Consider the following 12,071-nt stretch of genomic DNA (forward strand, 5'->3'; position numbering starts at 1 on the left):
CCGACTCTCTCTCCGTGGCGCCCTCCGCCAACACACCCTCGGATACGGGGACTTCAGTCACAGGCCGAGTTGCTGTGTCCGACGCCTTCGCGGGGCGGCTCGCGGTCGGCTCCTCCGTCCGGCGAGGCTTGGCCGGCCCGGAGGACAGCGGCCCCGAGTCAGCTACGGGTTCAGGACGCCGTACCACCGCGGTAGTCGCCGCCCTCGTCCGACCGCCCGGCACAACCATGTCGACTATGACCGGCGTGACGGCGGCCGCAACTGTCTCGCTCGGCTCCGGCTCACGGGGCTGAACCTCGGTCGTCCTGACGGCCTCCGTCTGCGCCAGGACGTCGTCCCAGCCCGACGGCGCCGTCGAACTGTCCTCGCCCTCATGGACGTAGCGGAAAGAACGCCCCCGCCCAGCCGTCGTGAAGCTCGTCCGGACACCCGTGTCCTCGGCCACCCCGAGCAGGGCGCGCGCACCGGAACGGTGGAGGTAGGGCTGAGCCCCGTCGACCAGCACCGCGCGCGCATAGCTGTCGGCGACCGCTTGCGGCTCGGCGTCATGTGGTCGTGGCGGACGCGCGGCGCTGGACGCACCATGCGCTGCACGCGTGTCAGCCGCACTCTCTTCAAGCGCAAGCCCCTCAACCGGCCTTGTGCCAGGCGCCAGTTGAGTTGCAGGACGAGTCAGCCGCCCCCGCCCGCCGGTCCCCGCCTCGGCCGCCACCTCCGCCAGCACGTCGTCCCACCCCGACGGCGCCGCCGTATCGCCCTGATACTCGCGGACGTAGCGAAAGGAACGCCCCCGCACCGCCGGTGCGAAGCTGACCCGTACGCCCGTGTCCTCGGCCGCGCCCAGCAGGGCGCGGACGCCAGCGCGGTGGTGGTAGGGGCGGGCGCCGTCGGCCAGTACCGCGTGGGCGTAACCGTCACGTGCCACTGTTGAGCACCTCGATCGCGTCGGCGAGCACGTCGATGTACGTGTGCCGTCTGTCGCGGGTCATGGCCATGATCTCGGTCTCGCTCCAGTGGTAGTGATAGGCCAGGTAGTGGACTTCCTGGTACAGCGCGGTGGCGTCGGTGCGCAGTTCGCCGAAGAAGAAGCGGTGGACGTCGAAGGGCGCGAGGAAGGTCCGGCCGCACTCGGCGCACTCGGCCTCCAGGGTCTGTTCGACCGAGGGGGCCCTCTCCCGCATGGCCTCCTCGATCTCGGCCCTGACGGCCGCCGGCAGCGCGGCCACCGACTCACGGTCCGGTGGGTCGCCCTGCGGGCCCATCCGCAGCACGCAGCGGGCCAGCAGTCCGGTGAGCGTCTCGGCCTCGTTGACCGCCAGGTGGGCCGAGAGTTCCTCCTGGTCGGCGCCGGTGGGCAGTCGGAAGGTGACCTCCGTGCCGTCGGAGGTGGTCATCGTGTGGGTCGGTGCGCGATCCCGGGCCTCCTCGACCGGCACGCTGTCGACGGAGAACTCGATCGAGACCCGTCGACCGCACTCCGGCCAGGGGCAGATCAGGCTCGCCCCGACCCGGTCGCCGAAGGTGGCCCTGCGCAGGTGCAGCAGCAGGAACTGGCGGTCGGCGACCAGCAGTTGGCGGGTCACCTCCGGCGGCACCGGGCTGATGTCGCCCAGTCGGGCCACGCACCGGCTGAGCACCTCGGTGACGAACGCCGCCGTGTGCGGCGAGCGAGCGCCGGCCAGCAGCTCCTCCTCGCGGCCGGTCAGGGTCGCGAGTTCGAACTCTCGGTGCAGTCGTCCGGCGGAGTCCCAGTAGCCGCCCGGAAGCACGCCCATGGGGAACCTCTCAGGTCTCCTTGAGCTCGGTCACCGAGGTGTCCCGGGCCCAGCCTTCGTTCTCGAGCTTGATCGAGCTGATCATCACCGCGTTGCCGCCCGCGTCGAGCTCGGGCAGCGCCTGGTACTCGGAGACCCAGCAGCGGTAGACGTTGTAGGCGAGGACCTTCTGGCCGCCGAGGTTGTAGACCTCGATGGCGATGTCCTTGCGGAAGGTGGCCAGGGACATCGCGGCGTCGCCCTGGAAGTTGTTCACCTTGTTCGCCCAGTCCTCGAAGGTGGTGTCGTGGGTGACACCGGCCTCCAGCGTGATCTGGGCGTGCTGGGTCTTCCCCGGTATCTGGTGGGGGCCGCTGGCGTCGCCGCCCTCGTACCAGGAGGTGACCTCCGTGGTGCGCTTCAGCGGGCTGCACTTGTTGAGGCCGGCCACGTACTGGCCGTCGATCTTGATCTTGAACCTGAATCCCAGGTAGGGGTCGAACCGGGTGCTGTTGACAGTGAACTTGGGCATCGGCCCTGCTCCTTTTGTAGTTCGTCCGCCGTTACCCGGACGCCAGGCCCGCCTGCTGGCTGATCTTCACGACGACGAACTCGGCCGGCTTCAGGGGTGCGAAGCCGACGAGCACGTTGACCACCCCGGCGTCGATGTCGGCCTGCGTGGTCGTCTCCGCGTCGCACTTGACGAAGAAGGCCTGCGAGGGGGTGGCGCCCTGGAACGCCCCCTGGCGGAACAGGGTCGTCATGAAGGAGCCGATGGACAGCCTCAGTTGGGACCACAGCGGCTCGTCGTTGGGTTCGAACACGGCCCACTGGATGCCGTTGTAGATGCTGACCCGCAGCATGATCGCGGTCCTGCGCACCGGGACGTAGCGCCATTGCGGGTCCGCGGAGATCGTGCGGGCGCCGAACGCCACCACGCCGACTCCGGGGAAGCGCCGGATGACGTCGACGCCCCGGGGGTTGAGGTTGCCGTGGTCGACATCGCTCAGCTCCGCGCCGAGGCCGACGACTCCGTTCAGCCCTGCCTCGGTGCCGGCCGGCGCCTTCCAGACTCCGCGTGAGGCGTCGATGCGGGCGTAGAGGCCGGCGATCGAACCGGAGGGAGGCAGAAGGACCGGATCGGCCGAACCGCCCGCGGGGTCGAGGGACTTGACCCACGGGAAGTACAGCGCACCGTAGGAGTTGGAGGTGGTCAGCTTGTTGCGGAAGGTCGTCGCGTCGGCGACGGTGTCGTCGTCCCGGCCGGTCTCGGCGATGTAGAAGACGTCCTGGAGTGGGCGGTTGGCACAGTAGGCCATCCCCAGGTCGGCCATCGCGGGGCTGGACTCCCCCGGTACGGCCAGCAGGCTGAAGTCGGTGACGTGGTCCAGCCGGGAGAACGCGTCGCTGAACGAGGTCTCGGTGATGTCCGCGTCGCCGTCGGAGCCACGGGTGGCCGCCGTGACGGGCGCGGCGATCCCCGAGTCGCCGATCTGCAGCAACTGGACGGCGGCCGGGCGTCGTAGCGCGATGCCGTCCTCGGAGCGTCCGCCCGCGGCGGCCCCGATCCTGAGCAGCGTGGTGGCGTCGTGCGCCGCCGCGGGCTGTATCCGTACGGACGAAGTGGCCGTGTTCGTACCGGATTTCAGCACGAGCCGGGACTTCGTGCCCACGGTCTCCGTGGTGCAGGCGAAACCGGTGAACGCCGCGGCGTCGGTGGACGCTTTCCTCTTGTGCAGGGCGTGCACCGCGGTCTCTATCGCGGCGGCCACGTCGCTGAGCGCGGTGGCCGTGCCCGCTCCCGTGGCCAGCGTGACCGGCTGGAAGCCGTCGCCGTCGAGGGAGATCTGGAAGGCGAGGTCGGTGTCCAGCGGCAGGGTCGGGCCCAACCCGCCCCGGTGGACGCCCTGTTGGGTGCCGTTGTTGGCCGCGAGGACCTCGACGTCGATCAGCCCGGAGGCCTGTCCGACGACACTGACGACGTAGGCGGGCGAGGCGGGGTCGATGCTGAGGTTGTCGAAGACCTCCAGCGCCGGCAGGTCCTGCGGGCTGTCCGGCACAAAGGTGGGATCGGTCTGCCGGCGGACCGTCAGCTTGAACAGGTTGCCGGGGTCGAGTGTGCCGTCCTCGATCTGGAGGAGCAGCGTGTTGCCCCACTCGCCCTTGTTCTTCGCCGAGAAGGTGAGTCCCGCCGCCGGCTGGGCGGCACGGTTGTGCACGGTGACACTGGCGACCTTGGCGTCGGTGCGGGTGACGCGCACGATGTAGCACTGGCGGCCGCCGTTGCCGAAGTACTGGAACACGCCGTGGGCGAGGTAGCTGTCCGTGATGAACGAGCCGTAGACGCGCTGGAAGTCGGTCCAGTTGGTGATCAGTCCCGCGCCGGTGTCCGGACCCATCTCACTCAGTCCGACGAACGCGGCGGTGGACGTGCTGGCCGTGTCCAGCGGCCTCACTCCGCCGGACACCTCCTGGACGTAGACACCCGGATAACTCAGGGTCGGCATGATCGTCTCCTCTACGAATCGAAGCCTGGGGTGCGCACGGTCATCCGGTGGAGTCGGTACGTTTCCGGGTGCGCGGGCCCTTGCTCGCGCCGGTGTCGTCCTGGGCGGCGGGCGCCTCCTGCGCGGCGGAGTCTTCTCGGGCCGCGGAGGCCCCGGACTCCTCGTCGCTCCGCTCCACCTCGATGTCGCCGCGCCGGCTCAGCCGGTCGACCTTGGCGTTGTCCGCCAGCTCGGCGTCGCGCAGCTCGGCCGACCACCGCCCGGGCGACAGCCGGACGGTGCGTCCGCTGTTCAGCGAGACCATGATCGGGCCCGACGTGAGCAGGCTCCTGATCCGTACGGTCATGTGCTCCTCCTCCCGGGGCCGCCTTCGAACAGCGCCCCTCAGTCCTCTCGCGCCGCGTCCGCCGCCGAGCGGATCGCGTCCAGCAGGTACTCCGACCACGGAGCCCCCGCCCCTCGCACCTGTTCGGCGAGCCGGCCGACCCGGACCAGACCCAGTGGGTCCGCCGGGTCCACGACCACGACGGCCAGGCGCGGGTGGGTCCACATCAACGCCAGGCAGGCGCCCAGCGATCCGGTGCCGGACGCGGACGTCACCAGGACGTCGGCCCCGCGGGCGTCGAGTGCGGTGGCGGCCTCGGCCGCTCCGCGGGCGCTGCCCACGATCGTCATGTCCTGCGGTTGTGCGGCGATGCGCGCCACGATGTCGCGGTCGAGAGCGACCATGTCCGCGACGAGAACTCGAATCGGGTCCATCGGTGTGCACCGCTTCCGGTAAGGACAACTCTGCTGAAGTGCGCGGCCGTTGACATGAATCCCCCGGGCCCACAAAGGGACCGGCCCGGGATCCGGATCCTTCGCCGGATCACCGGGGCAGGGTGAACAGCTCGGGGTGCAGTTGCCGCGCCTTCGCCTCGTCCGTGGTCGGCGGCTTGTAGCGCTCCTGGCCGGGCAGGTTGCGCGCGACGCCGTCCAGGACGGCCTGGTCGTCGACGACCTTGATGGCCTGGAAGAAGGCGGCCAGCCGCGCGGTGAACTCCGCCGGCCGGGCGGCGGCGGGCAGGGCGTTGATGGCCGCGCCGTGCTCCAGGAAGAAGCGGGTGCCGAGCTGGTTGGACACGATGTCCTCGTAGCTCCAGGCGGACTTGGCGCTGTCGGTCCAGAACTTCGAGCGCTGTACGGGGTCCAGCTGGTCGAAGAGGTCGGACTGGGCGCCGGTGAGGGTCTGCCACGCCAGGAGGTTGGCGCCGAGCTGGGTGGCGGTTCCGGCGGCGGCCCGTGGCAGGACGAACAGCCCGGTCTGCGGGCCGCGGACCTGCATCAGCCGGGTCACGTCGGTGGCCGGCGGCGCTCCGAGGAGAACCTTGTCCTTCACCTTCTGCTGGCTGCGTTCGATCTCCGAGCCCTGCGCGGTCGCCCGGTCGAGGCCGCCCTGTCGGTTGCCCGCGGCCCTGACCTGGCCCTCGGCGAAGTCGATGAAGGCGAAGAAGTGCTGTCCGTCGATCCAGCCGTAGTCGCGGGAGTAGAGGTAGCGCGGGTGGGCGCTCTCCACGCCCGGCCGCTGCTCGGGCTCGGTGAAGTGCCGCAGGAAGACGGAGGTCCACACCCGGCGGGCGAGCACACCGCAGGTCACATCGGGTTCGAAGTTCGACGTGACGCGTGACCACATGCGCAGCGTCGGGTCGGTGGCTTCCTCGTTCCTGGCCTGTCCGAGGACCCGGTCGGCTTCCCGCAGCATCTGGGTCGAGGTGGCACGACGGGGATACGTCGGCTCCCGCAGCAGCACCTGGCCCGTGCCGAGCATGTCCTGCACCGCCGCCGCGCCGGCCACCGTGACCCGGTCCGCGTCCCGTTCCAGGGCTTCGGTATCGGCGGCGGCGCCCGGCCGGCGTTGCTGAAGGGTGTGGGCGATCTCGTGCAGCATCCGGAACCGTCCGGCGGACGTGCCGGTCTCCAACTGGCCCGCGCCGAAGAAGACATGGTCGCCCACCGTGAACGCGTTGGCCCGCACGCCCGCCGCCGCCTGATGCGCGAAGGCGTCGTCGTGCAGGCGTACCTGCCCGAGGGGCAGACCGAAGTGCGCACTCGCCCGGGACGCGATCTCGGCCGGCAGCGGACTGCCGGCCGCGCGGGCCCCACGGACCGCGGCCGCGGCGGCCGCGGGGCCGTGCCGGTGGAAGGCGGCGGCCACCTGGTGCGCGGGCGCCCCGGTGACCATCTCGTGCGGCGGTGCCTCGGTGGAAGCGGACAGGTCCACACCTTCCGCGAGAGCTCCGTTCCCGAGGCTCCGCAGGATGTGGCCCGGTGGCGAGGTCGTCCGTGCCCGCGAGGCGGAGGCCGCAGCCCTGCCCGGCGGGGACCGGTCCTGTCCCTGTGCGCCTTTCGCGGAACGCTCGAGCACCTGGCACCTCCACGCAGAGGGGGCATCAGGGCGATTGTGCGGGGACCCTTTCGCGCGCGAATGAATCCACGGGATCCGGATAGGGACCGGTACGGGATCCGGTCCCCGCGCCAACGGCCGCTACAGGCAGGGCCGTTGCTGACAGGGGCGGTGCGGACAGGGGCGGTGCGGGCAAGGTCATCCGGAATCCGCGCACCGCGGCGGCGACCTCGTTCCGGCTGCCCACGCCCAGTTTCTCCAGGACGTTGTGCACGTGGTTCTTCACGGTGGTCAGCTGGATGTGCAGCAGCCGCGCGATCTCCTTGTTGGCGTGCCCGGACTCGATCAGCGCGACGATCTGCAGTTCGCGGGAGGTGAGCTTGGGCGCCCGCACGCCCCGGTGGACCCTGGCCAGCGCGGCCAGCCGCCCGACGAGTCCAGCGGCGACACCGGCCTGGCAGCTGAACTCGCCCCGGGTCGCGGACCGGAGCGTGTCGACCAGATCCGTGAAGGAGTTCTCGTTGGTGACGTATCCGGCGATGCCCGCCTCCGCGTACGCCACCACGTCCGCGGCCCGGTCGGAGATGCCGAGCACCACACACGGCACCGCGGTGCTCTCACCCAGCCGGTACAGCGCGTCGAGACCCGCCTCGCCGGCCATGTCCCCCGTCGTGTCGAGCAGAATGACGTCGACGTCCGCCCCGGCCAGCAGCGACTGCGCGGCACCCACGTCGGGCGCCGTACCCACCAGCTGTAACCCGTCCTCGCCGTCCAGCAGTTGAGCCAGGCCCTGCAGATAGATCCGGACCGGCGAGATCACCACCACCCGGATCCCCGGTGCCCCCGGTCCCCCTGGCGCCCCTCTGTTCACTTCGACGTCCACACCATCCATACGGTCCATACGGCTGCATCCCCCGATGAGTACCGGCGCCCGCCCGGCGGTGCGGACCTGCGTTCGCCCGGCGCGCGCCCTGTTGGCCCACCAGGCTGCTCCGCGCGAACCCGGCTGTCACGGCGCGTTCCGGTGACCGGAACGGACCGGGGAAAGAGCCGGGGGAATATGCCGTCAGACCTTCCAGGCACGCAGCTGATCGGCGACCGCGGGCACGCGGACCCGCGTGTCGCGGATCTTCCGCACGAGTTCGGACAGCGCGCCGTAGGGCGGGTCGATGCCTTCGCCGGACTGGGCCATGTACTGGGCCGCGACGAACGCGGCGTACAGGCTGTTGCGGTGCGGGAGCGGCTCCAGGCGGACGATCGTGTGCATGAGAGCGGCGGCGCGCCAGGCCGCGTCCGGGTCGGCGGCTTCGAGAGTGGGGAGCTTGGTCCGGTGCCTGGCGATGGCCGCCACCAGGGCGGAGTAGTCGGTGACGGACATGTCCTCATGCCCGAGGGCGGACTCCTGGACGTCGAGGAGCCAGGAGACGTCGATGTTCAGGTGCATCAGGCGGCAGCGGCTCCGTCGGCACGCTCGGCGGGCGGCACCTCGTCCGGGAAGGCGTCGTCGAACTCCTCGCGCAACCGGTCGGCCCACGCCCCCGCGCCCGCGACGAACTGCCTGCGCTGCATCTCGCGGACGCCGAGGTCGTGGAGGTACTGCTTGAGGCTCTTGCCTTCGGCCGCCGCGGCAGCGCGCACGCCTTCGAGTTCCTCGTCGGTGAAGGACACGTTCAGTGAGGGCATACGGCGATGGTACCTACTTGGTGCCAGTCATGCGACCGTCGGAGCGGAAGCCGTCGCCGGACAAGAGATAGACCCACTCGCCGGACGAGCCGTGGACCCACTCGCTGGACGAGCCACGGACCCACCTAGCTGCGGGCCACGGTCACTCCCCGTGCCTCCAGTTCGACCATGACGGGGTCGGGATTGCCGTAGTGCTCGTCCATGCGCATGCGGGAGGTCATGGTGACCCGCTCGAGGGACGGCAGGTCGAGGAGGGGACGGGCGTCCTTGAGCTGGTGACTGAGACCGAAGCGGATCTCGGTGAGTTCGGTGAGGCCGGACAGGGCACTGATGTCGACCAGCTCCGGCATGGACTGGATGTCCAGGACCCGGAGCGGCTTGTGGCCGGCCAGGCGGGACAGGTCCGTCCAGTCCACGCCCTGGACGCGGAGCGTGCTGAGTGAGCCACCGGGGATGTCTTCGACCAGCGGGCAGCTCGCCATGTGGAGCTTGCGCAGCGCGGGGCACGCCTCCAGGGCACGCAGCGAGGTCAGGGCGGCCACGCGGTAGAAGCCCACTTCGTCGAGTCGGGCGGCACCGGCCAGGCCGCTGACGTCCGTGAGCGCGGGGCAGTCCAGCACGGTCACCTCGGTGAGCGACGGCAGGTCTCCGAGGTCGTCGAGGTCGGCGAGGGACGGGCAGCCCGAGAACTCCAGCTCGCGCAGTGCCGGCAGTCCGTCGAGGTGCCCGATGGTGCGCAGGTTACGGCAGGACCGGATCTCCCACTCGGTCAGCTGCGGGTGGACACCGAGGCCGGTGAGGTCGACCAGGCCGTCGCACTCCATGAGGGTGAGCTCCCGCAATCCGGACAGCGCCGCGATGGGCGTGAGGTCACGCAGCAGCGGAGCGCCACGGAGGTTGAGGCGTGCCAGGGACGGAAGGCGCGCGAGTTCGGAGTAGTCCACCAGGGCCGGGCAGGCGGAGACGTAGACGAACTCCAGGGATCGCAGGGGTCCGACGCCCGCCAGTGACGTGAGCTTTTCGCTGTCGGCCACGATCAGTCGGGTCAGGTTCGTCAGCGCGGGCACCCCGCGCAGATCGCGCAGGGCAGGGCTGCCGGTGACCAGGAATCTCGTCAGCCGGGGGTGGGCGCCGAGCCCGTCGACGGTTTCCAGCCGGGGGCAGTCGGCGAGGGTCAGCTCGGTCAGGTTCGGCACGGCGTCGATGCCGGTCAGGTTGCGCAGCTGTCCGCAGCTGCGCAGGTCCAGTGCGGTGAGCGCGGGCACACCGCGCAGGCCCCGCAGATCACGGTTGCCGGTCCAGCCGAGGTCGAGATCGGCGAGCCGGGCCAGTCCGGCCAGGTGGCCGGTGTCCTTGAAGGCCCGGCAGCCGCGCAGCGTCAGGCGCTCCAGGAGGGGGAAGGCCGCGCCGAAACCGGCGGTGGAGTGGACCTTGGTCATGCTCAGGTCCAGCTCGCGCAGCCGCCCCAGGGTGAGCAGGGCGGTGGTGTCCGCGACGGCCCGGCACCGGTGCAGGTTGAGACGGGTCAGCTCGGTCAGAGTGCCGAGCGGGGTGAGGTCCTCGACTCCCGCGCAGCCGTTGAGGTCGAGGTCGGTCAGGCCGGTGAGCGCGCCCACCTCCGTGAGGTCGGTGATCTCCTTGCACTTGTCGATGTGGAGCTTGCGGAGCATGGTCAGGTGGCGTAAGCCGGGCAGCGAGGACATGCGGCGCAGTCGCAGTTCGCTCCGGCCCTCGCGGGTGAGGGCCGGCGCCAGCAGGGCCGCGCAGAAGCCGTCGGGGTCGGCGGCCTGAGGCCAGAGCCGGAGCAGCGGCTCCGAGGGGAATGCAGCGATCCTGCCGAACCGGGCGGCCAGTTCCAGTGCCGCGCCGTCGTCGGGGATCACCACCAGCTCGCGGACGGCCCTGCGGGCCCGGGCGGGCGAGGCGGTGTCCAACAGGCCGCGCAGTGCGTCGAGTTGGGCGGCGACGGCATCGTCGTTCGGAGTCATGCCAGGGAACTCTGGGGGTCGGGTCCGACACCGGCTCGACCCGAACGCCGGCCCCGAACCGAGAGACGGCAACCTGCGCCACCCACCACGCCGGTCAGCAGCGAGGCGGGTCAGGAGGCAGCACTCTCCGGCCTGGGCACGGTCGGTCCGACGGACGCGTCGAAGGCGTGGGTCACCTCGGGGGTCGTGCCGGGCAGGAGCAGGGCGCGGGCGCGGTCCTCGAAGCGGCGGTCGGTGGCCGTGAGGCGACTGTGGTGCTGGGCCAGGTGCTCGCCCCAGGAACCGACGAGGTAGTTCTCGATGAAGCGGCCGGGTTCGTTGCCGTCCTGGAACAGGCCCCAGGTGAGGGCGCCGGTCCGGCGCCTGGAGCGGGCGACGTCGTCCATGGCGTCGAGGAACGCGGAGCAGTCGTCGGGCGAGACCCGGTAGACGACGGAGACCAGCACCGGGCCGTCCAGCGGACCGGGTACGAAGACCAGGGGCGGGGTGGGCCAGTGGTCGGAGAGCGTGGGGTCGATGCCCTCCATGCCGTACAGCTTCCAGCGCAGCAGGGTGAGCGCGCTCAGCAGCATCACCACGGTCCCCGTGAGCAGGGCCGCGGTCAGCCCCACCCACTGCACCAGCGCACCCCACAGCGGAGCGGCGAGCGCCTGACCGCCCTGGAAGACCAGCAGATAGACGGCGAGTCCGCGCGCCCGGACCCAGCCGGGCAGTCGCGTCTGGATCGCCGCGTTGAGCGTGGACAGGACGCCGATCCAGGCGAGCCCCGCGGGCAGCAGCACGAGGATCGCCAACCAGGTGACGTGCACGGTGGCGAGGACCGCAAGGACCAGGGCGAACATGACGGCACCGGCGGCCAACACGCCGTTGATACCGAGGCGTTGGCGAAGCCACGGCAGCGCGAACGCACCCGCCACCGCGCCGACCCCGACCGCGCCGAGCAACAGCCCGTACCCGCCGGACCCCATGCCCAGGGAGTCGGCCGCGATCAGTGGCAACAGCGACCAGAGGGCGGCGGCACCGGGGATGAACAGGGCCGTCCGCAGCAGCACGCGCCGGACGCCGGGGGCGTTCCACACGTAGCGCCGGCCCGCGTAGAGCGCGGTCAGGAGCCGTTCCCGTTCAGCGGTGGGCACAGTGGTCTTCGGCCGCCGCCACACCAGCAGTACGGCGGCGATGCCGAGGAACGACACCGCGTTGAAGCCGAACACCCAGCCCGCACCGGCCGCGGCGACCACGACACCGCCGAGTGCCGGGCCCACCGCACGGGCGAGGTTCATGTTCACCGCGCCCAGCGCGGACGCCTGCCCGAGCTGCTCGCGATCCACCAGCTCCGGTTGGATCGCCTGCCACGACGGCCCCATCAGAGCGGTCCCGCAGCCGAGCAGGAAGGTCAGGGCGAGCAGCGGCGCGGGCGACAGCGCGTCCGCGAAGGCCAGCACCGTCAGCACGACCGACACGGCGAACATCGCGAACTGCGCCACCAGCAGCAGCCCGCGCCGGTCGAACCGGTCGGCGAGCACGCCCGAGGGCAGCGCCAGCAGCACGATGGGCAGACTGGACGCCGTCTGCACCAGCGTGACCAGCGTCGCCCCGTGCCCGACCAGCAGCCACTGCGCGCCGACGGTCTGCATCCACGTGCCGATGTTCGACACGAACTGCGCGATCCACAGGGCCCGGAACACCGGTTGGGCCAGCGGCGCCCAAGCGGAGACGGTCGGCGCGGGGCTCCCGGTCGGCGTGGTGGCGCTCATGG

General features: G+C 71.1%; 11 protein-coding genes. All 11 read right to left on the reverse strand.

Features of this window, described 5'->3' with window-relative positions; all coding sequences use genetic code 11:
* Window positions 1-914: 914 nt before the first annotated feature.
* The 11 genes from ACIP6U_RS11220 to ACIP6U_RS11270 all read right to left on the reverse strand — a co-directional run bounded on the left by ACIP6U_RS11220 (window position 915) and on the right by ACIP6U_RS11270 (window position 12,069).
* Window positions 915-1,775 carry a hypothetical protein gene (locus tag ACIP6U_RS11220; RefSeq protein ID WP_401715089.1) on the reverse strand — a complete coding sequence of 287 codons (861 nt, stop codon included), beginning with the start codon at window positions 1,773-1,775 and terminating at the stop codon, window positions 915-917.
* A gap of 10 nt (window positions 1,776-1,785) precedes the next feature.
* The gene (locus ACIP6U_RS11225) at window positions 1,786-2,286 is read right to left on the reverse strand and encodes a phage tail protein (protein WP_401715091.1); all 501 of its coding nucleotides are present in this window, start codon (window positions 2,284-2,286) and stop codon (window positions 1,786-1,788) included.
* 31 nt (window positions 2,287-2,317) lie between these two features.
* Window positions 2,318-4,261 (reverse strand): phage tail sheath family protein, encoded by a 1,944-nt coding sequence (locus ACIP6U_RS11230; RefSeq protein ID WP_401715093.1) that lies wholly within the window; start codon window positions 4,259-4,261, stop codon window positions 2,318-2,320.
* Between the two features lie 40 nt (window positions 4,262-4,301).
* Window positions 4,302-4,607 carry a hypothetical protein gene (locus ACIP6U_RS11235; RefSeq protein WP_401715095.1) on the reverse strand — a complete coding sequence of 102 codons (306 nt, stop codon included), beginning with the start codon at window positions 4,605-4,607 and terminating at the stop codon, window positions 4,302-4,304.
* 38 nt (window positions 4,608-4,645) lie between these two features.
* Entirely contained in the window at window positions 4,646-5,020 is a 375-nt protein-coding gene (locus tag ACIP6U_RS11240; RefSeq protein ID WP_401715097.1) for a hypothetical protein, read from the reverse strand.
* A 109-nt stretch (window positions 5,021-5,129) separates the two neighbouring features.
* Complete coding sequence (locus ACIP6U_RS11245; protein ID WP_401715099.1) at window positions 5,130-6,521, reverse strand: DUF4157 domain-containing protein; 1,392 nt, start codon at window positions 6,519-6,521, stop codon at window positions 5,130-5,132.
* Window positions 6,522-6,690: 169 nt separating this feature from the next.
* Window positions 6,691-7,467, reverse strand: coding sequence for a LuxR C-terminal-related transcriptional regulator (locus tag ACIP6U_RS11250; protein WP_401715101.1), 777 nt, complete (start codon window positions 7,465-7,467; stop codon window positions 6,691-6,693).
* A 243-nt stretch (window positions 7,468-7,710) separates the two neighbouring features.
* The gene (locus ACIP6U_RS11255) at window positions 7,711-8,088 is read right to left on the reverse strand and encodes a toxin Doc (RefSeq protein ID WP_401715103.1); all 378 of its coding nucleotides are present in this window, start codon (window positions 8,086-8,088) and stop codon (window positions 7,711-7,713) included.
* Window positions 8,088-8,327 carry a hypothetical protein gene (locus ACIP6U_RS11260; RefSeq protein WP_185146375.1) on the reverse strand — a complete coding sequence of 80 codons (240 nt, stop codon included), beginning with the start codon at window positions 8,325-8,327 and terminating at the stop codon, window positions 8,088-8,090. The genes ACIP6U_RS11255 and ACIP6U_RS11260 overlap by 1 nt, the downstream gene beginning before the upstream one ends.
* 125 nt (window positions 8,328-8,452) lie before the next feature.
* Complete coding sequence (locus tag ACIP6U_RS11265; protein ID WP_401715105.1) at window positions 8,453-10,315, reverse strand: leucine-rich repeat domain-containing protein; 1,863 nt, start codon at window positions 10,313-10,315, stop codon at window positions 8,453-8,455.
* Window positions 10,316-10,425: 110 nt separating this feature from the next.
* On the reverse strand, window positions 10,426-12,069 hold the full coding sequence (locus ACIP6U_RS11270) for an MFS transporter (RefSeq protein ID WP_401715107.1): 1,644 nt from the start codon (window positions 12,067-12,069) through the stop codon (window positions 10,426-10,428).
* Between the last annotated feature and the right edge of the window lie 2 nt (window positions 12,070-12,071).

This window comes from Streptomyces sp. NPDC088794 (assembly GCF_044750545.1).
Lineage (GTDB): Bacteria > Actinomycetota > Actinomycetes > Streptomycetales > Streptomycetaceae > Streptomyces.